Source organism: Sphingomonas sp. 4RDLI-65, assembly GCF_049472435.1.
In the GTDB taxonomy this organism is placed as follows: domain Bacteria; phylum Pseudomonadota; class Alphaproteobacteria; order Sphingomonadales; family Sphingomonadaceae; genus Sphingomonas.
Genome location: NZ_JBCEBT010000004.1, coordinates 142,041 through 166,302 on the forward strand (window position 1 = coordinate 142,041; position 24,262 = coordinate 166,302).

The window sequence follows — 24,262 nt, forward strand, 5'->3', positions numbered from 1 at the left end:
TCGTACTCCCGACCGCCTGATGCTGCTCGGTATCCGGTTCGTCCGGTGGGCGGTGCTGACCGGACGCCCCCAACATAACGTCCATTAACTATAATACAAGATTTGTTGAATCAAATAATCTTGCATCAATAGATCTTGAATCTCATTGTACCGGCGGCGGCAGCGGACTACATCGTACCGCATGGAAGAAGCGGAAGCCCTGACGGTCATGAGCGCGTTGGCCCAATCGACCAGGATGAGGGTCTTCGTGCTGCTCCTCGATGCCGGGCCGGCGGGAATTGGATCGAGCGACATAGCCGATGCCGTCGGGGTTCCGCGCAATCTCATGAGTTCGCATCTGGCGGTGCTCAGCAAGGCCGGGGCCATCGTCTCCACGAAGAACGGACGCTCCGTCACCTACACCGCCGTCGCCGACGTCGTGGTCGCGCTCGGCGACCATCTGCTGGAGCTCGGGGCCAGGGCGGGGGCCGGAGGCTCTCGTTCCTGAGGCCGGACGGACCGTCATCGTCCAGCCCGGCGAACCGACGAGTGTCGGCCGTCGCCCGACCGAACCCGTCCCAAGCGGACCCGGATGGCTTCGGACGGGTCACCGCGGACTCGTTCTGCAGGACCGTGGTCGCGCCGCCCCCCGGCGAGTCAATCGAGGGACGGCTCGTGCTGGGACTTCATGTCGCGGGTAGAACCGACGATGCGGTTGCGGCATATGCCAGGTTCGTTTCGCTGGAGCTCGCCCCCGACCACCACGTCCAACGACCCGTGGAGGACCTTGCAGCATTCCTGAGGCGTGGAGATCCGTGCGGCTAGACGCCCTGGAGAAAGACGATTGCGCGGTTCATGTCGGTCAGCGACAGGACGTAGTGCAGGAAGGCGGGCGTCTCGTCGTTGGAGCGCTCCATCAAGGCGTTCAGGGTCGCCAGGTTGTCGACCTGCGACGGATCGAGTGCCGCGCGCTCTTGTCTGAGGGTCTTCTCGTCCGTCGACATCAGGTAGGTGATGAACTTGCCGATCAGTCCTGCGACGGGGTCGGAGATCTGGATGCCCGGCTCCTCCTTCGAATCGGCGAAGCGGTAGTTCTGCAACGGCTTTCCCCCGTCGTGCAGCGAGTAACCGGTCATCCTTGACTGGATGGTCCGTTCCACATCGAGGACGTGCACGGCGTTTTTGAACAAGGCGATGCGGTTCACGTAGAAATCGACGAAGCTGTCGATAAGCACGTTCGACTTCTCGTCCTCGAGATAGGGCAGCGTCGCATCCCTGGCGCCCCTCTCGATCAGGCCCTTCAGCATCTGATGGTTGAAGGGTGCGAGCAGGCTTCTGCGGGCCTCCAGCAGATCGCGCAGGTCGTTCATGAACGGCACCCGTCGACGGCCCACGTTGGGATACGAATGTCGACGATAGAGGGCCGCGACCTGGCTGACGTCCGGGCGGAGCACCGTGTACAGGTCGTTCTTGAGCAGGGCGTGGTGGATCCTCAGGGGACCGAGCTCGTCGTCGACCAGTATGGAGTCGACGATGTCGACCGTGGACCAGTAGAGCGGATCCACGGCGCTGTAGTGGATGAACAGCCCGCCGTTCAGCAGCCAGCGCAGGAACGTCGTCAGCCTGGGCGATCGCAGCAGCTGCAGGAAGCCGCCCTTGCCCAGATGCTCCAGCTTCAACTCCCTCACGGACGGCTGCAGCCTCAGCGAAGTCCGCAATGCCATCATGTCCAGCGACCGCACCGGGCCGCGATGCGCTATGCCGCCGAGCACGAAGCACATCGGCTCCGCGACGTTCAGCCCGTCCTGCGTGACCAGGAGGCGTCGGATGTTGTTGGTCTCGTCGTAGTAGAGGACGTACGCATCATCGGCACTGGTCAGACGGTGCGTCCGTATCATGACGTCTCGTATGACGTTGATGTCCGTCATCCGGCGACTTCGTTCCGGACGCCCTCGCATCCCCGGCCCGCGTGCTGATCCGCCTGCGCGGTCGTGTTCCTGACGCGGGCCGTATGCGTCGGGCGGCCGGGCCCGAAGCGACGCGTCGTCCGCAGGGTCGGAACGACGATCGGTCCTGATGCATCGTTCCGAACCGTGGAACGCTCCGCGGATCGACGATGCATGCCGGAATCCCGGAGGGGCGTCAGCGACCGATCGGCGATCGGTCCCTTCACGTCCTCAGATCGATTCCGATGGCATCAAGCTCGGGCAGTATGAGCCTCTTCAGGGTTCCGGTGTAGCCGTCCTCCCCGTCGGTTAGCCCTTTCAGGAGGGCTATCTCGTCGTCGATGCACGTCTCCACGAACGCCGTAGGCTGACCCGTCGATCTCATGCGTTCGAGCTCGGCGATGCTCAGCTTGAGCTTCCTGAGGCTGGTCCGTGCTCTCAGGACGTACCTCGTACGGCTCCGCACGAGACCCTGACGGTTGAGACCGTAGACGTCGATCGACGACCTCGCCCGCCGCCCCGCGAGACTGAGTTCGGACATATCGATGCATCTGGCTATGCTCGCATCGTCGACGAGTTCGAAATTCAGGTAGTCGACCGGGTCGTCGACCGACGGATCTATGAGGAGCGCGATCTCGTCTCCCTCTCCGTCCTCGGCGGTCGCCCGGTCCCCCTCGTCGAGAAGGGGGAACAGTTCGCCCTTTCCGACCTTCATCGACGTGCCGTCGTGCATGGGCTGCGTCTCCTCGCGGTTGCAGCGGATGCAGGACGGCAGAAGGTTGCTCCAGACGGCGGCCATCCACCAGTATCCGGGAGTGCTTCGGCCGTTCGCCGTCTGGATCGCGCCTTTCGGGCGATGATGTTCGACATCGACGGGGGAGGTCGCGTCATAGTAGGATTCGCAATACGCGCACTTGCCTCCGAGGACGTCGTTCAGGACGCCTTTGACCCCCTTGTACGCCGTGAACTTGAACCCCTCGGCATTGCCGTCCTCGACGATGTACTTCCTGGCCTTCACCAGCTCCGCGTTTCTCGCGGCAGCGAGAAACGGCGGCTCGGCTCCGCGATCGATCTTCATCATGAGGGCGCGCGGCCTCCGAGTCCGAAGCGGATGATTTCGCGCACCCTGTTTCGGGTCCCGTCGCTGATCGCAACGCGAAGATTCGGGTCGTCCTCCGTATCCTTCAGGAACTTCGCGGATTCCTCCAGCATCAACCGTTCGCGGACGTTCCGGCCGAGTGCTTCGCGATCGCCCGTCAGCTGCCGGATCTCCTTGATCCGTTTGGCGACGCCCGGCGTTCCGGGACGAGACAGCAGATCGTAGTATTCGTTGAGCAGGGCTTCCGATGCCGGATCGATGGTGCTGTCGAGGCCGAAGATCCGGGATGTGAGCAGTTCGTCGACCTGCATGCCTTCGATGGGCGGCAGCGACTGGTCGATGACGATGCGCTCGGGGTCGTCCGCATCCCGCCGCAGCAGAGCGACCTCGTTGTTGTGGAGGCCGCGGAGTGCCAGGGGGTCATGCGTACTGGCGATGAACTGGACCTGCGGAAACGCTCCACGGAATGCCCCCACGATGCGCATGGTCCAGCTCGGATGAAGGTGGGCGTCGATCTCGTCGATGAGGACGATGCCGGTCGCGCTGGCGAGTGAATCCCAACGTTCGAACAACAGGCGCATGATGTCGGCGCACATCCCGATGACCGTCTGATATCCGGCCGACAGCTCGGACAGCGGACCGCTGTGTCCGCCGACGTTGAATATCACTCTCGTCCTCGTTCGTACGAGTATCGTCGTCCGGCTCCGAGGCAGCACCTGCTGCAGCACGTCCTGGGCTACGAGGAATCGCTTGTGATCAAGCTGGGCGAACCACGATCCGGAATATCGGACGCGGGCGATCGGGTCCATCAGCGCCTTGATGCGCGTGAACCGCGGAGCCGGGTCGGAGCGCTGACGCTTCCTCTCCGCGTAACGAAGGGCACCGTATCCGAGGACGATCGCGGAAGGGCGCTCCGTGCCGACGAACCGATCCTTGGAACGGTCGAAGACGAGTTCCACCGGTTCGTCGTTGTCCCAGAACCAGACCCTGACGAAGCCGTTGCGTTCGCCGACCGACAGGACGTGCAGGGGGCGGATGAGGCGATTGGCCTCGTTGGCACCCGCGAGCGTCAACGCGACCGCTTGGAGCAGCGTGCTCTTGCCTGTGGAGTTCTCGCCGAGCAGGACGAGCCAGGGCGATCGCTCCGAGTCGGGTTCCTTGAACTCCACGTCCAGATGCCGGAGCGCCTTGAAGTTGCGGATCTCGACCCGACGCACGGTCCTGGCGGTCAGGCGGTATGCCTCCTCGTCGGCCGCGAGTATCTCGTCGGCGGAGCGGTCCTCGCGACCGTGCCACCGCGATCGGTTCGCTCGATCAAGAGACGTCGGGTCGGCGGACAGCATCGCCAACGCCTGACGTGCGACTGCGGCATACGTGCGGGAATCGCCCGTGAGCCAGCCGGCATCGAGGTTCTGCTGATGGAGCTCCTCGGCGCGAGTCCAGATCGAACGACGAGCCCGTACGAGCTGATCGCGGTTCAGGTTGAACACGCCTATCGTCGCCTCGCCCTTCCGCGTCAGAAAGCGGGCGGAGCCGTCCTGCGAGAAGACGATGTGCTCGCTCGGTTCGTCGAAGCATGGGTCGATGAGGAGCGCGTCCTCATATGCACGCAGTTCGTTGATCTTGGACATGACGGGACCCCGAGGTCCATCGACGGGGAAGAGGGTTCGCTTGGCACGCGAGCAGGCGCTGCAGGCGATGTAGAGATTGTCCCACTCGGCGAGCAGCCAGGAATAATGCTGCGGAGAACTCTCGCCTGCGAGGTCGCTGGCGTATGCGATCGGTCGAAAGCGCTCGACTACGGCGGACGACGTCGCGCCCACGTCGCTCTCGCAGAACGCGCACTTGTACTCGAACAGCTGCAGGAGCGGCTCCCTCACCCGTCGGTTGATCCGTGACCTCAGTCCTGCGAAGGAGTTGCGTCTCGTATACTGGTCCGGATCCTGCTCCCAATTATGCATCTCCGCCCCGACCTGGTGGCGGTCCTCGTCAGAAATCGGATTGGGCATCTTGTGCCGATCGATGCGGATCAACTTCGGCCTCGGAATTCGTTGCGATCGGAATGGTCGGTCGGTCTAGCGGTAGTGGGATCGGGGATGCAACATCGCGAAGCCTCTTTGCCATGCTGCGGATCGGTGACCTTGCCGGTCTCGGTGGAGGTTCGAGCGATCACGCGGAACAATGCGGACGCTTGCCCGGGGATCGCGGCGGATCAACTACCGCGGCAACACCCTGCCGTTCGCGCCGAAGTGGACGGGAAGCGCGGATGCCTCGTACGAGATACCGCTGGGCGACCACAGCCTGTCGTTCAACACCAACTGGTCGATCCGCAGCCGGATCTTCTTCAACCCGGACAAGCGGCCCGAGTCCGACGATCCGTCACGAGCGATCGGCAACGTTCGGGTGAGCTACGGGCAGGCCGACGGCAGCTGGAGGCTGAGAAGCTAGCCGAGGTGACTGCTGCGATCGAGGCCGAGGTAGCGACGGACCCGGAATTCTACCGGGAGATCGCGCCATACCCACTGAACCTCGACGTGTTCATGAAGTCCTCGGACGCGGCGGACGCCGCGCGCGCATCGTTCGATTCGGGCTGCGCAAAGGGAAGCGTCAGCCATCGCTGAACGGCCGGATGGTCGCCTCGCCCTGCACACTCTGCTACCGGATTGTTTTCTGCCCGGGCTGCCGGGCTTGGACTTGCGGAGATACGCCAATTGCCGAGGCTCGGGGTGGATGAGATCGGCGCGGTGGAGGCCGCGGTCGAGCGGATGGCACGGAACCTGGCTGTCGGCTTCTCGGCGCTCAGCTACGCGGCCGTCGACAAGACCCTCCTCGGCGCCACCCTCGGCACAACGCCGTTTGGTTTCAATGACGTCTGCTTGGACGTCGCCGCGATACGCGCGTGCTACTATTCGGACAGTCGAACCATCGCGCTGGAGGGAGAGACCTGGCACACCGGCCAGACACTGGACGCGGTGAAGCTGGACGCTTTCCGCACCTGGGTGACAGCCGCGCTCGCGCACGAGGCGTGCCACCTTCTGCAGCATCGCCAGGAGCCCCACAGGTTCGGACCGAAAAGCGAGGCGGGGGAGGCCGACGCGCTGTCCCGCAAGGCGAAAAGCACCGGCCTGCCCGCGGACTACGTCGCCTATGTCTCCTGCGCCCTAGAGATCGAGGCCCACGCCACGCAGTTGGCCGCCGAGCTTAGGCCGGCCGGTCAGCTGAGCTATGACGCGTTTTTCGCAGCCGCAAAGGCCAGCGACTTAGTGGCGCACGTCAAGCGGAAGTCGACCTCGTCGGATGGCGACCCGTGGCCGGCGTGGGACTTGCTCGAGACGACGTTGATCGACGGGGCGTGGGCCGCGTCCGAGATGATGTGGGGACGCTAGGGGGTCACTTGGAGAGTCCGAGCGCTCAGCTCGCGTAGATTGCGAAGCACACGACCAGCAGGACAAGCGGCAATTGGGAACGGCGCTGGCGCCCGTCTATGACCTGCAGGCGCGCAAGTCAGAAAGTCTACCGGAGCGGCCGGAACGGCTGCAATTGTCGCAAGCGGCCATTCGCCGCGTGGTGCGCGGACGTCCGGGCCTGGTCGGAAGCTGCCGCGATCCCGTGTCTGAAAACACGATTTCCGATGGCATTGCTGGAACCATGGACCCGGCCATTGATCGAAGCCCAGCGGGGGCGGCAAACCCTGACGCCTTGCCCAAATAGGCGGAAACCCGATTCTGGGGTTTTTTCGTCACTGCCGATCGTTAGCGTACAACCAGGTCCGTTTTTATGTACTGACCCTTATGCCGAAGATAGGTCGATCGCGGAGGGCGCCTTCGTCGTTGTCAGGGCGAGCCGCCCATGCTCATGTGAGGCCATGCAGGAGGAAGACGACGAGCGCGAAGCCTTCGACGCGGCGGGCCTCGCAGCCGCGATGGCCGCCGGCGATACCGACGCCTACGCGCAGCGCGCTATGCGCACCCTTGACGAAGGCGGCTGGACCGCATTCGTCGACGGCGTGATCGCTGCCCACCGCCGGGGAGACCTCGACCTGTCCGCCTTGCTGGAGGGGTTTGTCGACCGCCGGGTCGGCTACGGGACCCAGCGCCTCGTCGGGCAGGCGGTTCCGCGAAGCGGCATCTTGCTCGCGGGCGTGATGCGGTTGGATGCCGCAGCTGCCGCGAGGAGAGAGGGCGAGGCGTCGGCCCACTGGATGAGCACCGCGTTCGGCGAATGGTGCCAGGCGTCCGGGAACAACGTCGACGTCGCTCTCGCCGGCCTGCGCTCGGGCGACGTTCCCAGCCGTCTCGCTCGACCCGCGGTCGCGGCAGCGCTGCTTCTCGACCGGGGGCGCTTCCTGCCGATCGTGCTGGCGATGCTCGATGGCAGCGTCGATGCGGAGCGGGACGCTGCCGCCGAGTTACTCGGCCGCATCGAGGACCTCGCGCCCGCGGACCTCGACGCGAGCGTCGTGGGGCTCGAGCGTGCCCTGGCCCGTGCCCGGAATGACCGGGTCAAGTCGCCATTGAGGGCCCTGCTGCAGATCGCCGTACGCGATGCCGCCGACGGGGACGTGGGCCTGCGCGCGCTCGCCGAAGTTTCGCCCCGTGCCGACGCCCATGTGCGGGAGGCGGTGGCGATGGAGATGATGTTCGGTGCCGCGACGGCGTCTCCCGGACTCGCCCGTGCTGCGCTTACCTTGCTCGCTGATACGAGCGCCGACGAGATCGCCGCCATCGAGGGCATCGACCACGTACTGGCCGAGAACCTCGCGGGTCCGATCGCCGCTGAGGCGGCGCAGCTGGCCGAAGTCCTGCTCCGAAGCGGCGCGGCGACGATGAAGCGGCTGGACTCCTACCAGCACCGGCTGCTGACGTCTGGCTCGGATGCGATCGCCGCGACCGTGACGCGCTGGCTCCGGGCGGACGAACTGGGGCTGCATGCCGCGGTGAGGGACCTGTGCCTGGCGGTCCACGGCGAGCCGCTCACCTTCGAGCTCGACTTCTCCGGCGAAGGCCTCACGGCGGCCGAGGCGGTGCGGATCGCGCGTCGTTTATGCGGGGTGCTGCTGCTCGCGCCGGAGTCCGCCGCCTCGATCATGGTCAGCCTGATGTGCACGGGCCCGGCGGACGCGATCGCGGCGATCGCCTCGATCCTGTGGGACCCTCTGCTGATCAGTTATTGGAGCGGCCCGCGCAAGTATCTCGAAGCTGTCCTTCCCACACTCCCGCCTCCCGCCGCCGAGGCCGTCGCCGACGCGATCGCACGCCTGGACCGCTACGCCGCCGCGGTCGAGGCGGTGCGGGACCTGCCCGAGCTGAGGCCGTCCCAGCATCACCGCCACCTCGTCGCCATCAAGCGCCGAGAGGAGCAGCTCGCGATCGAGAAGGCCGCGCGGGAGGGATCGGTGCTCGCCTCGCTGTTCCCGATGTCGGTCATGCTGTTCGGCGACAGCGCGATCTACGACGTCGTCACCGAGCCGGGCAGTTCCATCCGCCAGGAGACGCCGCTCGGCATGCACGAGTATTCCCATGAGCTCCCTCGGCTGGATGTGATCGATCCGTTCGGCACGTGGTACCAGCGCAGGACTATGATGGGCGACGGGGGCGAGGAATGATCCCGATCGTACGGGAGTTCTTCCGGGGGCTGCGCGAGCGTGACGAGCTCGACGCCATCATCCCCGAGCTGCTCACGGCGATGGGGATGGAGGTGCTCTCCCGCCCCATGGTCGGAACGCGGCAGTACGGCTCTGACGTCGCAGCGGTCGGCATCGACGACGTCGACGGCGTCCGCAAGCTGTTCCTCTTCTCGATCAAGCGCGGCGACCTCAACCGCCGCGAGTGGGACGGGGACTCCGACCAGGCGCTGCGGCAGTCCCTCAACGAGATCAGGGACGCGTACCTCGCCGGCGTCGCCCCCGAGCACCGCGGTCTGCCGGTCGTCGTCGTGATCACGGTGGGGGGCATCGTGCTCGAGAACACGCTCCCGATGGTCAACGGCTACATGGCGGCGGAGACGAGGCCTGGATACGAACTCCGCCTCTGGACCGGCGACACGCTGACCATGAAGGTGGTCAACGGCGCGCTGCGCGAGGAGGTCTTCCCAGCCGGACCGAGGACGCTGCTCCGTCGTGCGGCCGCGCTGGTCGAGGAACCCGAGACGTCGGTCGCGCAGTTCTCCCGGTTGATCCGCGAGGTGGCGACGGACGATGCGCAGGAGCCGGTGGCGCGCGTGCGGACGTTGTATCTGGCCCTGTGGATCCTGACCGTATGGGGGCGCGAGGCGGGCAACCTGGAGGCGCCGTACCGCGCGAGCGAGCTCGTCGTCCTGCAATCGTGGGAGCTGCTGTGGCGCGAGATCGAGGACGACCGTGGGCGCAGGCTGTCGGCGAGCCATGCGTTCAACGAGGTGACGGCGCTGCATCTGCGGATCTGGGGGGAGATCTACGACGACAAGGTACTGCCGCATGCCGGCAGTCGCCACGCGCTGAGCTTCGCGGTGTGGTCGCACGAGCCCATCGACATCAACCTCGCGCTCTTCGACACCGTTGGCAGGATCGCCATGGGCGGCCTGTGGCGGCTCTGGCTCGACCCGACGTCGGCCGCGGCGTCAATCGCGGTGGAGCAGCCGGGTCCGGAACTCGGGGCGATCGCCGGCGCGCTGGCGGCGACGGTGTTCTCGAACCCGGCGCTGTTCACTCCTGCCACCGAATACCAGGGCGTCGATCTCGCGCTCGCACTCTTGCTCCTGGCAGCCCTGCCGGACACCCGGCCGGCGGCGGCGTCGTGGGTCCAGCAGCTGTCGCGCGCGACGCGGCTCGGCTTCGCGCGCCGCGCGCAGTACCCGCTGAGGATGGGCGACTACGAGACGCTCATTCGGCAGGAGGCACTGCGCGACGACGACCGCTGGCTGGATGCGACTTCGGCGACCATGATCCAGCCGCTCCTGGCCGCCTTCGCCTGGGGCCTGGGAAAGCAGGACATCGCGACCGAGATCGATGCGTTCCAGAAGGACGAGCTGGCACACGCCAACTTCCAGGCGTGGGTCGTGAACGCCCGCACCGAGGACAAGCTGTGGTCGGTCGGCGGCCTCGTGGGTTCGTCCCGCGGAAGCCTCGTGATCGGTGATAAGGCGTCAGAACTGATCGAGGCGCTTCGCGGCGAGGTCGCGGGCAACACGGCCCATGCCCAGCTGTCGGCGATACGGCTGGGCCACTGGCCGGTCCTGCTGCTGGCATGCCGGGTCAATCGGCTGCCGCCGCCACCGCAGCTCTGGCTGCCGCTGCTGGAGGACCTCGTCGCGCGGCCGGCGTCGAAGCGCCGCTTCTCCCTCAGGCAGAAGCGGCGCACGATCGGCAGGAGCCGCGTGCGGCCCGTTCTGTTGGCGGACGTGTCGCCGAACGCGCTGATGCTCGGTTTCTTCCGTGTGGCGACGGATGCGCCGAAGAGCGCGCACGGCGGAAGCGCCGGGTGAACCGTCGGCCGCTTACGCGATCAAGCGTGCGACACGGTTCCGGCCGCTCTCTGAGAAGAGGGATCGCCGACCGTGATGCGGCCTGGGCGGCCGCGATCTAACCGAAAGCGAGCGACCTGTCCGCGAGGCGTTCCGCGTCGACGACGGTGGCTTGATCGTGGTGTTCTGATGGTCGGCCATGAACGTCGCGATGAAGTAGTAGCCGTAGTCGTAGGTCCCCGATCTCGGTCGACCGTCCACCCGGCGGCTCAGGGCGCGTGCTGACCCGCCGTCCTCCCCGTGCGGCATCCCGTCGGCTCAGTCCCCGTGGATGCGGCCCGGGACCATCGCATCAGGCGGCGGTCCACCACGGAACGTTCAGGGCAGTCGGTTCAGATCGTTGCCCAATCGCCAGAACGCCTCGTTTCCGACGGGTGCCGCTGCGTCGAGAACCCGCATGACGAACCTTCTCATCAGCGGTGCGCATGCCGGCCACTCCGTTGCGATCGTCCACAGATGCCGACACGCCATGTCGTGATCCAACCCGGGATAGGATATCCGCGCGGCGTTCAGCCCGGATTCCACGAGTTCGCCGAACGCCAGGTCAGCCGGGGTGTCCGATCTCACGGCCCCCGCGAACGTTCGGCTGCAGCGCGAGGCTAGCGAGGCCAGTCGTCGCACGACGGGTTGTCCGCTCCAGGCGAGCGGGCCCATGACCCCGCGCCAAATGAAGGACTGCGGTTCCTGCCCATCGAGATCCGCAGCGGCGAAGACGTCCACGGCATCGACCAGTGCGGCCAGTGATCGGGCACGGTCGGGATCGAGGCCCCGGGCGGCGAAGGCGACGAGTCCGAGCCACGCCTCGCGATCGGTAGCATCCTCGGTCAGTCTGGCCATCGCCCGATCGATGATCTCGTTCCGGAACACGGCCGGGCCGTCCGACTCGAACACACCCACGGGAACAGCCAGGAGAAAGCCGCCGAGCGCGTCTCCCGCTTCACGGTTCCGGAGGAGCAGGCCGGGGTCGACGATCTCGCCGGCTTCGTCCCGGGCGAAGAACGCGTGGATGCGGGCAAGGAGTTCGTCAGGCAGGACCTCCGTCGCATCGATGTCGCCGAGCACCGCGGCCAGACCGTGCATCAGGAGGACCTGTGGCGTGATGGTGCCGGGATCGGCCTGATCCGCCGGACCGGCGGGCGACAGGACCATCTGATCGATCGACTGCAGCCTTTCCTCCCTGACGGGAAACGAGCCCACCAGGTCGGCCGGATCGAAGCCGTGCCGTTCGAAGGAGCGGACCAACCAGTCGGCGTGCAGCCAGCACAGCCTCAAGCGAACGTGTGGATCGATCGCGCTCCAGTCGGGATCGAGCTTCGTCCTCGCGAGCGTCCATTGGAGCATCTCGACGAGCAGCCGACCCCAGCGTTCGACGACATCGACGAACCTGGCGATGACGGCGACGATCTCGGCCTCCTTCCGTCCGGATTCGCGAAGCAGACGGCCCGTGCCGGCGAGTGCCATCGGCGTCCGCGCTGCGGCCACGACGTCATCCACCTCCGCTGGGGTCAGTGCCGAACCGGCCGGTAGGGACGAGGGCAGGGCGGCCAACCGGACGAACGCCTCGACCACGCCGACGGAGCGGGAGAGCGGGGTCCAGGCAGCCTCGCCCGAGGAGGCTCTCTCCAGGTCGATGCGATGATGCCATGCCATCTGCTCGGGACGTCCCGGTTCGAGATCCGTCAGGCTCGTGCCGCGATGGCGCCGGAGGGACTGGTCGACCTTCCTCGCCCTCCCCAGAGTGGACCTCGCCTCCGCCTCCTGCAGGATGGACGCGATCCGCGAAGGGTCGCGCAGCTGTGCGATCCGCTGTGCCGAGTCGCGAGCCTGTACGGGATCGAGATCCAACCTCTCGAGATGAGCATGCACGGCGTCCGCGATGTCCGCCGGGCGGGCCGCCAGCACCAGCGCCACGTCGATCTCCATCCTCGCCTTCACCGCGCCGGACACCGAGACTCCTTCCGCCGTCCGTCGGAGGATCAGGCGCCTGCCGTGATCGGTGCGCACGCTCGAGCGTCCATAGCGAACGGCTTCGCGCATGGCCCGCCAGAAGCGCCCGCTCGCCACGCGGTGGGACCTGATCACCATGCCCGTAGTGTAGCGGACGTGGTGCGGAAATATGCCCGCTGCCTTTACGCGTGCCGCGATCGGTGCGGGCAGTCTCTTGACGCGCAGGAACAACAGGCGCTCGTACGTCAGCGAGTCGATCCGGCCGATTCCCAGTCCTTCCTGCATCAGCGACCCGTAGAAGCGGGCGAGATAGTCTCCGATCGCCTCGACTATGTCCGGTCGCATGCCCGCCCTCGGCACGACCATCCGCTGCCAGCACCAGTTGAGGTAGTTGGTGCGGTGGGTCTCGTGCACGTCCCGCGGACCGCCGACCTCCCATGCCTTGTCGAAGCAGTGGCCCATCTGCATCGCCTCGAAGAGCCTCAGGTTCTCGTCCACGTCAGCGGTCGGTGGAAGGCGGAACAGCCGCCGGACCCGGACCGCCTCGAGCAGCCAGTCCGAGCGGGCGATGCATTCGTCTATCGGGCGAAGTCCGTCGGACCAGATCCGATGCAGGATCTCGGAGAACATGCGCATCGTGGAACGAGCGACGAGGTCCTCGTCGGGCCGGTCCTTGAGGAGATCGGCGGCGGGGCCGATCTTCAGATGGGGTTCGAGCGTCCGGGTGGCCGCGAACGCCCGCCTGACGTCGCTCAGTTCGGGCGTCTCCATCAGCCGGTGATCGACGACCGGTGCATCGAGCAGCGGTTCGAGGACCTCGTCGGTCGTGAACGGCAGCAGGCCGGCACCGGACTTCCGGAATGCCTTGAGCAGCTCGTCATGTTCGCGGCCTGACAGATCCTCCGAGGCCCGCATCGCCGACAAGACCTCGATCATGCTCACGATCGGGACGCTGCCGGCCGTCACGTAGCCCGTGAGGTTCCTGTCCTCGAACCATACCACCGCGTCTTCGGAAACCGGCAGTGAAAGCAGCTCCGCCAACTGCTGCTCGATCAACGAGCCGTCGTCCGCGTTCCCCGATTCCCCGTCTCCATCCCCTGAGTCGTCGTCCTCCTCTTCCGAACCGCCGCTCTCGTCATCCGAACGCAGGGGGAGCAGGTGGTACGTGCCGGCGAGGATCCCGTCCCCCACTCGCTGGGCGAGCGTCGCGGCGGTCGCAGCGAGTTCGTCGTCGTGCTGGGCGCTGGACAGGCTCGCGCGGACCTGTTCCAGCGTCGAGGCGTCGATCGCGAGCGTCACGTGCCTGACGATGCGGTCGAGCAGAACCGAGGACGCCAGTGCGATGACTGCCCGGGTCGAGACGGCGAGCGTGTTCGAGAGGTCGATCTGGGGTCGGGCGGAGAGTTCGGCGCCGTCGGCGAGCGACATCGCCTCCTCGCCGCTCAGGACCCCGGTCCTCAGCAGCATGCCGAGCAGATCGCGCAACGGACGGCCGGGGCCGTCCTCGTCCTCCAATCGGACGCACGCGACGTCGCTCGATGTCCATTCCCGCACTTCGATGGCGCGGTTCGACGCGAGACGCAGTATGCGCTCGTAGGCCTGGCGATGGTCCGGACCTCTGCGGACCGAGAGCTGCATCTGCTGTAGGATCCCCGGCAGTCGCGTGGAGATCACGACGCCGTTCGGATGCGATTCCAGTCTGTCCAGAAGACCGGCGCGCTGGCTCTCCAGCAGCGCGGTGACGTCGAGGTGCATCCGCCAACGCGGGAAGGGTGGCAGCGCATGGGGCGAAGCTGGTCGTCCACCATGGCGCAGCAGCCGGGGTTGGAGGGCCGCGGAGGATCCCTCCCCGAGTACGTCGTTGAGGCGGTGGATGCCCAGCAGTACTTCGGGACGCCCTCGCGCATAGAGATGAACCGGTATGGCGCCGGACATGTAGAGTTCGCGTACGCGCTCCTCGTCCGCCATCAGATCGCGGACGAACTCCTGCGCCTTGTCTACGGACACCGTCATTATGGCCGGGTCGCCTCCGGCCGCCCTCGCCGCGATCCGTGGCATGAGCTGCGAACTCTCCGCCTCCAGTCCGAGCTCGACGGCCTCGTTCCAGGCCGCCAGCACATGGGCCTCCTCGACCCCCGCCGACACCGCGGCACGGACGAGGTCCTTCGCGAGCGCCGGATCCGCGTGCCGCAGCCTCTGCGACCACTGCAGAGCGAGCGTCGACCCGAGGCGTCCCTCCTTAAGGGCGCGCTTGACGATCGGGGAGGCCTGTCGCACCGAGCCGACGCGTGCTCGGAGCTCCACTTCGAACAGGGCATCGTCCAGATGCCCTTGGGCGGCGAGGGTCGTGGCCTCGCTGATGGCGGTCCTGAACTGTCCGGAGCGCGCCAGGGCCTCGGCCTTCAGACGCCTCATGTCCGCGGGCAGCTGCGGTCCGAACACCGCCCCCTTCACGTCGAGCAGCTTCAGCGCCTTCCCGTACCTGCGGGAGTTCATCGCCGCCACGACCGCGATGCGGACGCCGTTGGCGCTTTCGTATGCCGTCAGGCGATCGATGTTGCGCTTGAGCACGGTCCAGCGGTTCGCACCGGCCGCCAGCTCGGCGATGGTAAGGCCGAAGGGATGCGGAGGCTCGACCGCGAGCAGCTCCTCGAGCAGGGCCTCGGCGGGGGCCCAGTCGTCGTGGCGTTGGGCATTGAAGAGGATCTCGGAATTGCGATCCATCCCGACGCCGCGGAAACGCGCCACCCAGAGCGAAGCCTCGGACCGCTGCTCCTCGCCCTGCCTGTCCAGGTGTCGCTCCAGGAAGTCGGCCGCGTGGACCTGGTCGGGATCCGAGGCGAGAAGCATGCCGAGCACCCGCACTTCGGGGGACCCGGTGCCGGCACGATAGGCGTCCTCGAGTGCGGATCGACTCGGTCCCAGATCGACGTCGAAGTCGCGCATGATGGCCCATCCCACGACCATCGCGTCCGCGGGATGCCGACCGAGTCTGGCGAGCGCGAGCCTGACGGCGTCGTCTCGACGCCCGTCGATGCTGGCGAGGATCGCCAAGCGCCACAGATCGTCGTCGGCGGACCTCGAATCGTCAGGAATGCCATCGAGCAGATCGATGGCCTCTTTCAGCCATGCCCTCGCCTGGCGATCGCGGCGAACGAGATCCGCATCGACCGGATTGGGCACCAGCGTCCATTCCGGTCCGAGGCTCGGCGACAGGGCGAGCGCGTAGCGGATGATCGCTCCCGCACGCCGCGTCGCCAACCAGTTTCCAGCGACCGTCTCGACCTTCGCGATCAGCTCGTGCGCTTCTTCACGCTGCCCCGAACCCAGTCTCTCCAGCGCGAGCAGCCGAAGGGTCTCCGGGTCGTCGGCGTTCTCGGATCGTAGCGACAGGAGCTCGGCTCTGGCGGCGTCACGTCGGCCGGCTGAGAGGAGCAGCGCCGAGCGAAGCTGCCGGCCCGCGATGCTCGTGGGATGGCCGAGGACGGCCAGTCCGTCCTCCGCATCGCCCAGTTCGGCCGCGATGCGGGCCGAGAGGCGTGGTTCGTCGGGCGAGTGACGGGCGTTCGCGGCAGCGTCGAGCGCCTCCGCCCTCGGCAGATCACCGTCGGTTAGCGCCGCAGATCCCTCCAGGCGCAGTACGCCCGCCTGTGCTTCACGGGTGAGCTGCCCCCACCGGGGTTCCGTCTGCAGGTCTTCCGCCAGAGCCATCACTGCGTCGAGGCGCCCCTGCCTGAGCAGTTCCAGCGCGTCTTCGACGCGTGCCGCGACCTCCCCCGACAGCATGTTCTGCAGTTCCGCCATCTGCGCGAGCACCCCGGCCTCGAGCATGAGGGGTGCCTGCGCGATCCGGGCCGTGGGCGGAGCGGCCGGTCCGCAGATCGAGTCCGCCCAGTGCTCCTTGAGGTAGGTTGCCGCTAGGCGTCGATGAGGTACCAGCTTCGTCCTGAGCCTCGTCGGGCCCCAGATCTCGTAACGGATGCCAAGCCTGCGGAACCGTTCGGCTTCGGACGGTATCTGGTTGATGATCTGCATGCGCGCCATGTTCGTGGCGCTGGTCGCCAGGATGAACCTGCGGATCCGGAAGCCACTCCATCGTTCCGACCAGTGTTTGAGCATCTCCTGGGACCAGTCGGCCAGATCACGCGGCGTGATCTCCGCATATCGCTTGCACGAGACCAGATCGCACGTTCCGTCATCGTACGTTCCGATGGCGTCGACTCCGAAGTCGGCCTGGCCCGACGTTCCGTGCTGCCCGGCGAACACGATGCCGTCCTCCTCCTGCAGGAGATCTACCAGCAGCCGTTCGAAGCGCTGGGCATCCAGCTGATGGAACGGCGGGGTATCGGCGTCGTGAATCGGCGGGGTGGGGTCGGACGCGGTCACGCTACGGGTTCTACGCCGTAAGCGGGGCAATGTTCAATGTTCGTTCCTCGCAGGTTGGCCGGCTTCACGGGAGGTTGCGGACATCGATGTCAGCGTTTTTCGGCAGGTCGAGATACGGGTATCGCGTGACCGCGGATGAAGACGAGGAAACCTATGACGGCGATCTGACGTGGCCGCGGCCGACAAGAAACGTGTCACCCCTTCAGCATCGGAAAGTCGAGTGCGTTCAACGAGGTCGAACGAGACAGCCGGAGGCTTAGATATCGGTCAAGCAGCGTCCACGCCCTCTCGGCGATTTCACGGACGGTCGGACCCGGGACGTAGACGCGGTCACCATGACGTGCGGCGCGTGACTCGTCGGTGAGCAGCTTCACGTACGGCTTGTCGACGTTGAGGGCCTCACGGCATCGGGCCCAGCAGGCAGCGCTGGAACCACCCGTCAGCATCCTGACGACGGCGTCCGCGACCCGACCGGCGGCGATCGGGGCATAGTGGGGCCATACTAGCATGATGGGCAGATCGGATAGCGTTCGCGCCAGAACGATGTCCGATATGACGAGGTCGATAACCGCTTCCTCGCCATGGTCGGCGACCGCCCTGCAGAGCCCGCTCAGACCACGATCCGCCCAGAGCAGACGTTTCACCTCGCCGTTGGGCAACGTCACTTCATCGATGAACGGAGAGAACGCTATGCCTTCGGCGATGGTGGCGAGAACCGTCATGATCCGCGCCAGATCGTATGCATAGCCGAAGAGCTGATCGGACGTGGTCGCCTCGAACTCCGCGACTTGGACGTCCACGAATATGACGCTGTCCACGATTCGGGCCGTGAACGTGGCGTCGGGGTCCTCTTGTGCACCCGTTCGGTTCACCGTCGGATTGTAGTCCGTGGTCAACTCGTAGTCTCGAGGAAGAACGAAGCCGCGGTACTGTAGGGTGGGCATGTTTGACCTGTCCTCGATTGGTGACCGTCACGATGGACTCTTGGACGCGACATCTCAATCTCGAGCCACCATCGCGACTGGACTCGATGCTCATGACGGCGGCCGAAGGAACAGGACGCCACCATCAGGTTCAAGACGCTGGGTTAGGCATCTTTGCAAAAGCCGTCATTGCTCTACGGCCGCTGTAGAGGGCTCGCCAATGGATCCGGATAGGAGCGCCCGAACTTACGATCGTCGTGAGTTCGGTACTCACGCGGTCGCACCCGCCTAGTTTCCGTTCGGTCGTATGGATCTCATGAAGGGGCGAGCAGAGCCGGTTCTGCGCTGGTCTCGTAGCGTTGATGCATTCTTTGCCGAACCAGCTTCTGGCTCGCGAAGTCCGCTCCGGGCCTAAGCTACGAGATCTACTTCTCAGGCATTGCTTGCAAAATTCTAGGCCTCGGCCGCGCTGGAAAGGCGTAATAAGGTTGCGCTAGGGGCAAGGTCAGGTAGCGCCAACACGAGAGTGGGGAAAAATGGTGCCCGGAGACGGGGTCGAACCGCCGACACTGCGATTTTCAGTCGCATGCTCTACCAACTGAGCTATCCGGGCACGTCCGGTCTGGGACCGGAGAAGCGTCCGACCTTGCGATCGGAAGGGCGCGTTTAGTCGGGGTCTTCGGCGCTGTCCAGCCCCGTTTGCGAGATTGACCGGCCGGGAATGCGATAGCCTTCGCCGAGCCACTGCAACAGATCGCGGTCGCGGTGGCGGCTCGAGCAGAACGGCTTGTAGTCGGCGACCGCGGGCTGATCGCAGATCGGGCATTTGACGGTTGTCATCGGGCGCTCTCCAGTTCGTGAACGACGCCCGTACGGCGCGCGAGTTCCGCCAGCCAGACCGGGCGCGCCATCAGGTGTGCGTGGACGCTTGCTGGCATGGTGTGGCGGCGCGAGGCGGTCGGCGGGGTGCGTTCGAGCGTGCGGAGCGTCGCACGCGCCATAGCGCCGACTGGATCGCTCCGGAGGATTTCCGGGATCGAGGCGCGCGGGCGGGGGCGGACGATCTGGAGGAAGCCGAAGCCGTTCATCGCTGTCCGTTCGAACGGTTGCGGCAGTGATTCGTCGATCGCTGTGGCGACAGAGTTTCGCTGTGCCTTGCCGGCGAGGGTCGGGAAATCGATCCCGATCGAGCCACCGATACCGTGTCGACGAATCGCGCGCGCCACGGCATGCGCGGCGGCGATCGCAAGCGTATCCAGTGGTGGCGCGCCATCGACGTCAAACAGCGTCATCGCGGGTGTCGGCGACAGGCGGAGCGCGCCGAGCGGGAAGACGATCTCCCCACTCACAGCCTCGTCTAGCAGTTCGGACCAGCCTGCCGCCTCCAGCGCGTCGGGTTCATGCGCACGCGGGCTCAGGACGGGCAGGCCGGTCGCCACAAGGCGCTCGTGCAGCGTCGGGGCGGGTCGGGGGGGCAGATCGGTCGGGACTGCCTTGGCAAGCTTCGCACGGCCCGCTTCGGGCAACGCCTCGCGGACGATCTCGACGGTTAGGCTGGCGCCCTGCGTGATGCCGGGGGGGAGAAAATTGATCAGCGCCTCGCCGCCGTCGAGCGTCACGCGGCCACGACGGCCGGGAAGCAGTTCGACGAGCCGCGCGCGGGCGATCAGGCCGACCTTCAGCGCGTTGCCGTCGTCGAGACCGATCGCCGCTTCGAGAATCTGATCATTGTCTACCAGCGCGGCGCGCGCTTCGCCGATGCCAGCCTCATAAAGCCACTTGAGGCCGGTTTCAGGCAAGCGCGACGCCAGCCGTTTTCAGCAATGCGCGCGTTTCGAACAGCGGCAGGCCGACGACGCCCGAATGGCTGCCCGACAGGAAGCGCACGAACGCTTCCGCGCGGCCCTGGATCGCATAGCCGCCAGCCTTGCCGAGCCCTTCGCCGCACGCGAGATAATCGTCGATCTCGGCAGTGGAGAGCGGCTTGAACGCGACGATCGTGTCGGCGATCCGGGTCCGCACCTTGCCGGCCGCGTCGATCACGCAGACCGCGGACAGGCAGTGGTGACGCCGGCCCGACAGCTTGCCGAGCAGATCGCGCTGGATCTCAAGCGTGTCGGCGGGTGGCAGGATGCGGCTGCCGAGTGCGATCGTCGTGTCGCCGGCGATGACGATCTCGCCCTCCGCACGCGCAACGGCGCTGGCCTTCTCGACCGCGAGGCGAAGCGCATAGGCGCGCGGCGGTTCGGCCTTGCGCGGCGTTTCGTCGATGTCGGGAGATTCCACGCGCGACGGCACGACGCCGAGCCGCGCGAGCAGATCGCGGCGGCGGGGCGAGGAAGAGGCCAGGACCAGCATTGGTGCCTCGTTATAGAAGCGGTGAGCGCCTAGACGCCCACGTCTTGATGTAAAGCAGTGGGCGCCGGAGCGCCCACGGGCTTATTTGAAGCGGTAGGTGATGCGACCCTTGGTCAGATCGTACGGGGTGAGTTCGCACAGCACCTCGTCACCGACCAGCACGCGGATGCGGTTCTTGCGCATCTTGCCGGCGGTGTGACCGAGAATCTCGTGGTCGTTTTCGAGCTGAACCCGGAACATCGCATTGGGGAGGAGTTCCACCACGCGGCCGCGCATCTCGAGCAGTTCTTCCTTGGCCAAATATAATCTCTGAATTGGGGGAATTTCGGGACGAGCGCCCTTACCGCAGGTTCGCGAAAAAGGAAAGCTGGACGCGCAACGGACGACGATCGCGAAATCCCTCGCGGACGCCGGGCCATGCCTGCCTCTGGAATATGGGGGCGAAACAGCGATTCGACAAGCGCCACCTGATCGCCAGCACGCGATCGCCAGCGCGCTCATGCGGCGCGGCGTAGCGTGTGGCGATCGCCGTCGGCGGCGACATGGCCGAGGCGGGTGAGCGCGGCGAGCGTCGCGGCGATCCGCGGGCTCACTTTCCGGCCTTGTGCATAGCGGCGCGCGATCTCGTCGCTGGTCAGGCCCGCGCCGCCGCGCAGGTCGGCAAGGACCGCGGCAGTCTGGCCGATCGCGTCGCGCGGAAAATAGGGTTTTCGCACGCGCGCGGCGGGAAGGTCCGCTTCGATCTGCTCCGCGCGCGTCGGCAGCGGCAGGGCGGTCAGCCCGGCTCGTGCGATCTGGTAATCCGGCCGCAACCAGCGGACCCGCCCGGCCTTTTCCTCCGTGTGGCGCTCAGCGTTGAGCGCGACGAGGTGCGCGACGATCGCGGTGTCGTCGATCGCGGCGGGCCAGCCATAGGCGGTGGCGACGGCGGTATCGATCCGGTCGTGGAGCTGGCCGAGGATATCGATGCGACCACGCTGGCGTTGATCCTGCGCGACGAAATCGAACGCCACGCCCGAGCGAAGCCGGGCGAGCAGATTGTAGAGGCCGGTCATCGTCAGGTCCGGATGCGTGTCGAGCACGTCCTTGCGGGCGGCGTCGAGTTCTTCCGCAAGGGCGCCGATCGCCTCGCGCTGGTCGGGCGTCGCATCGGGAAACGGAAACGAATCGATGATTCGCGACTTGGTATAGCGGTGGCCCTGATCGAACCGCGCGACCCCGATCAGCCCGCAATTGGCGTAGGTCCATTGCAGATGCACCCGCGACGACAGCACGCCCAGCGAAAACGCGTCGTCGAGCGCGAAGCAGACGACCATGTGGTCGGGCGTCGTCGCCGCAGGCAGGAATTGCAGGATGCGGTGCTTGGCGGTCTCGGTCGTGCCGATATAGCGCGACAGGCCGTGCAGCGCGGGGCGGAACGTGCGGCGGGGTTCGCCGAAGATCCACCAGCGATCCTTGAAGGCGGCCCGCCGATTGGTGTCGCGCACCGGCTTAACCGTCATCAACAGGTGCTGGTAGATCGCGGGGAACGTCGTGCGCAGCGTGGTCTCGTCATGGCCATAGGCATCGATGACCCAGCGGTCGGTGGGATGCCGGACGAGATCCGCGCCACCGACATAGCGCCTGATGATTCCGGTCGCGGCGTCGGGCGAGATCGCGAGCAGGTGGCGTGCCTGCGCTGCGGTGAGGACGAACCCGCGCGCCGCCAGCATCATGCCGTTGCACGACAACCCGTCATTGGCCTTCAGCGCGAACGCCGCCGCCGTATTGGCGCCGATCGAAAGGTCCGCGTTTAAGCGTCCGGTCGTCACGATGAAGTCCAGCATCGGCGCGTCGCTGTCGAGCGCATGCTCCGCGGCGATGTCGAGACGCTGGCCAACCGGCGTGCCGCGTTCGACGACGGTCATCGCGATCCGTACCGCCGCGGCATCCGTGGTTGCCTTGGTCCACGGATGGTCGGGAATCGCGAGCACGATACCGATGGGGGAGGGACCGGCGATCCGCCTGGTGATCACCCGGCGGCTGAATTCCTGCGTGATCGAATTCGTCGTGACGAAGCCGAACCGCTTCAGCCGCGTATCGGCCTCGGTCAGGCGGGCGGCGGCGCGATCCCACCAGTACATCACGAAATCGGCGGAACGGTTGATCTGGGGATGCGCCGTCCACAGCGCAGTCAGATAGCGTTCGCCCAGCGCGTTGCGCATCGCCGTGCCCTTGCCGATGAAAGGCGGATTGCCGACGATATAGTCCGCTTCGGGCCAGTCGGGGCGGCGCGGGTTCGTCAACGTGCCATCCTCCGCAAGTCCGTCACGGGCCAGAACGGCGTCCATCGTGCGGATATTCTCCAGCTTTTCCAGCACCGGATCGGCGATCGTGCGGCGGTTGCGCAACTGCCATTGGAGATAGCCGAGCCACAGCACGAGTTCGGCGATCGCCGCTGCGCGTGGGTTCAGTTCGAGCCCGAGGAAATGGCGGGGATGGACGGTGGCCGTCTCCAGCGCGAGCGCCTCCTGGCCGCCCAGATCGGCGAGCACCTCGAGCACGTCGCCCTCGAGACGCTTCATCAGTTCGAGCGCGACGTAGAGGAAATTGCCCGTGCCGCAGGCGGGATCGAGCACCGTCGTCGCGGCGAGCCGTTCGTGGAAGTCATGCACCGCGCGGATCGCCGCGGCGGGGCGCGACAGCCGCTCGCGCTCGACCGTGCCGAGCACCTGCGTCTCCCATTCGCGCTGAAGCGGTTCGATGATCGTCGCGACGACCAGCCGCTCGACATAGGCGCGGGGCGTATAATGCGCGCCGAGCCTGCGCCGCTCGACCGGATCGAGCGCCTGTTCGAGCAACGTCCCGAAGATCGCCGGCTCGACTTCGGTCCAGTCGTGGTGCGAGGCTTCAAGCAGCTCGCCAATCTCCTCGCGGCGGAGCGGGATCGCGGTGCGCTCGGCAAACAGTCCGCCATTGAAGCGACGGACCTTGCACCGCATCGCGAGCGAGTAGCCGCCGGTGTCCATCGCCTGCCACAAATCCTCCAGCATCGGTGCGAAGCTCGACGGATCGTCGCGCGCGTCGGTGAGCATCTTGGTGAAGCTGCCGCGGTCGAGCAGGTCGGCGCGCTGGGCGAACATCGTGAACAGGCAGCGCATCAGGAAATGCGCGACGGGTTCGGCGGCATGGCCGCGGTCTTCGAGCCGTTTGCTGACCTCGGCGAGGCGGCGGGCGATGTCACGCGTGACGATCGCGGCGTGGCGCGCGGGATCGAGCGCATGTGGATCGAGCCAGATCTGCCTCAGACGCTCGCGGATCGCCGGGTCGCGCAGGTCGTCGAGATACAGGCGGAAGCCGGCGCGATCGGGGAATTGCCGGTACGCCTTACCCTGGCCGGAGAAGTCCGCGAACAACTCGATCGCATGGCCGACGTCGCAGACCAGGATGAACGGCGGCCAGCCATGGTCGGTCGGCAGGGCGCGCGCATATTGCTCGGCCTGTTCGCGGGCGTTGCGCATGAGCACGTCCCAGCTGCGATGCGCGCTGCGGCGACCGCGGCGGTCGGTATCGTCGGAGGCGGGGATGCCCGGCAACGAAGCCTGTTCGAAGCTTTTCGCGGCGCCCGCGACTTCCTTCAGGCCACCGCGTTCGCGGCTCTGCTTGGCTTCGAGCACGAAACAGCCGCGGCGATAGAGGTCGATGCGACCGTTGCGCTGGACGCCTCCGATATCCTGCAGCCGGACGGCGCGTTCGAAGACATAGTCATTGCGGTCGTGCGTCGCGTCGGCGGGATCGGGCACCGGCACGTCGATCAGCCGGCAGAGTTCGGTGAGGAAAAGGGGGAAGTTGGCGCGCTCGGCGCCGCCTTCGTTGGCCCGCCAGCGGGCGATGAAGGTGTCGACGTCGGAAGCTGCGACCGGGGTGTTCATCCGGTCGCAGCGTAAGTGAGTTCAGGCGGCCGTCATCCGGAGGTAGGTGCGATCCTGAGCAAGTCCGCAAACGTTCCGCGTCGGATTGCTCCGAAACGGATCAGCGGGCCCTACACACCGGTTAGCGCGGCGGGCACCAGGAGAGCGCAAAGGGCGACGCGGCAAAGCCGCGCCGTCGGTCGGATCGGGCGTTGGCCCGTCCGCCGTTCGGTC

Annotated in this window: 16 protein-coding genes and 1 tRNA gene; 6 read left to right on the plus strand and 11 right to left on the minus strand. The window is 66.4% G+C overall.

Translation table 11 applies throughout. The features are described from left to right. Positions 1–181: 181 nt before the first annotated feature. The gene (locus VH567_RS11295; RefSeq protein WP_423326126.1) at positions 182–487 is read left to right on the plus strand and encodes an ArsR/SmtB family transcription factor; all 306 of its coding nucleotides are present in this window, start codon (positions 182–184) and stop codon (positions 485–487) included. Between the two features lie 313 nt (positions 488–800). Here VH567_RS11295 and VH567_RS11300 read toward each other — a convergent pair whose 3' ends face one another. The 3 genes from VH567_RS11300 to VH567_RS11310 all read right to left on the minus strand — a co-directional run bounded on the left by VH567_RS11300 (position 801) and on the right by VH567_RS11310 (position 5,057). Further along, entirely contained in the window at positions 801–1,907 is a 1,107-nt protein-coding gene (locus VH567_RS11300; protein WP_423326128.1) for a DUF3800 domain-containing protein, read from the minus strand. A 241-nt stretch (positions 1,908–2,148) separates the two neighbouring features. Further along, positions 2,149–3,006, minus strand: coding sequence for a hypothetical protein (locus tag VH567_RS11305; RefSeq protein ID WP_423326130.1), 858 nt, complete (start codon positions 3,004–3,006; stop codon positions 2,149–2,151). After that, positions 3,003–5,057, minus strand: coding sequence for an AAA family ATPase (locus VH567_RS11310; RefSeq protein ID WP_423326132.1), 2,055 nt, complete (start codon positions 5,055–5,057; stop codon positions 3,003–3,005). The genes VH567_RS11305 and VH567_RS11310 overlap by 4 nt, the downstream gene beginning before the upstream one ends. Before the next feature lie 148 nt (positions 5,058–5,205). On the opposite strand from VH567_RS11310, the gene VH567_RS11315 reads away from it, so the two are divergent. The 5 genes from VH567_RS11315 to VH567_RS11335 all read left to right on the plus strand — a co-directional run bounded on the left by VH567_RS11315 (position 5,206) and on the right by VH567_RS11335 (position 10,485). Next, positions 5,206–5,472, plus strand: coding sequence for a hypothetical protein (locus tag VH567_RS11315; RefSeq protein ID WP_423326134.1), 267 nt, complete (start codon positions 5,206–5,208; stop codon positions 5,470–5,472). A gap of 5 nt (positions 5,473–5,477) precedes the next feature. After that, the gene (locus VH567_RS11320; RefSeq protein ID WP_423326136.1) at positions 5,478–5,645 is read left to right on the plus strand and encodes a hypothetical protein; all 168 of its coding nucleotides are present in this window, start codon (positions 5,478–5,480) and stop codon (positions 5,643–5,645) included. A gap of 105 nt (positions 5,646–5,750) precedes the next feature. Continuing rightward, positions 5,751–6,410, plus strand: coding sequence for a hypothetical protein (locus VH567_RS11325; RefSeq protein ID WP_423326138.1), 660 nt, complete (start codon positions 5,751–5,753; stop codon positions 6,408–6,410). Between the two features lie 479 nt (positions 6,411–6,889). Then, positions 6,890–8,629, plus strand: a complete 1,740-nt coding sequence (locus VH567_RS11330) for a hypothetical protein (RefSeq protein ID WP_423326140.1) — start codon at positions 6,890–6,892, stop codon at positions 8,627–8,629. Then, positions 8,626–10,485: a hypothetical protein gene (locus VH567_RS11335; RefSeq protein ID WP_423326142.1), complete on the plus strand. Its 1,860-nt coding sequence runs from the start codon at positions 8,626–8,628 to the stop codon at positions 10,483–10,485. Before VH567_RS11330 ends, VH567_RS11335 begins: the two co-directional genes overlap by 4 nt. 357 nt (positions 10,486–10,842) lie before the next feature. Here VH567_RS11335 and VH567_RS11340 read toward each other — a convergent pair whose 3' ends face one another. The 8 genes from VH567_RS11340 to VH567_RS11375 form a co-directional block, all read right to left on the minus strand. Continuing rightward, positions 10,843–16,857, minus strand: coding sequence for a hypothetical protein (locus tag VH567_RS11340; protein ID WP_423326144.1), 6,015 nt, complete (start codon positions 16,855–16,857; stop codon positions 10,843–10,845). A gap of 194 nt (positions 16,858–17,051) precedes the next feature. Beyond that, positions 17,052–17,801, minus strand: a complete 750-nt coding sequence (locus tag VH567_RS11345) for a hypothetical protein (RefSeq protein WP_423326146.1) — start codon at positions 17,799–17,801, stop codon at positions 17,052–17,054. Between the two features lie 516 nt (positions 17,802–18,317). Continuing rightward, positions 18,318–18,393, minus strand: a tRNA-Phe gene (locus VH567_RS11350). Positions 18,394–18,446: 53 nt separating this feature from the next. Next, complete coding sequence (locus VH567_RS11355; RefSeq protein WP_423326148.1) at positions 18,447–18,620, minus strand: DNA gyrase inhibitor YacG; 174 nt, start codon at positions 18,618–18,620, stop codon at positions 18,447–18,449. Beyond that, positions 18,617–19,579 (minus strand): ribonuclease, encoded by a 963-nt coding sequence (locus VH567_RS11360; protein WP_423326150.1) that lies wholly within the window; start codon positions 19,577–19,579, stop codon positions 18,617–18,619. The genes VH567_RS11355 and VH567_RS11360 overlap by 4 nt, the downstream gene beginning before the upstream one ends. After that, the gene (locus VH567_RS11365; RefSeq protein WP_423326152.1) at positions 19,572–20,138 is read right to left on the minus strand and encodes a Maf family protein; all 567 of its coding nucleotides are present in this window, start codon (positions 20,136–20,138) and stop codon (positions 19,572–19,574) included. Before VH567_RS11365 ends, VH567_RS11360 begins: the two co-directional genes overlap by 8 nt. A gap of 81 nt (positions 20,139–20,219) precedes the next feature. Next, positions 20,220–20,438 (minus strand): translation initiation factor IF-1, encoded by a 219-nt coding sequence (gene infA / locus VH567_RS11370; RefSeq protein ID WP_031441079.1) that lies wholly within the window; start codon positions 20,436–20,438, stop codon positions 20,220–20,222. 197 nt (positions 20,439–20,635) lie between these two features. Continuing rightward, on the minus strand, positions 20,636–24,049 hold the full coding sequence (locus tag VH567_RS11375) for a class I SAM-dependent DNA methyltransferase (RefSeq protein WP_423326154.1): 3,414 nt from the start codon (positions 24,047–24,049) through the stop codon (positions 20,636–20,638). Positions 24,050–24,262 lie beyond the last annotated feature (213 nt).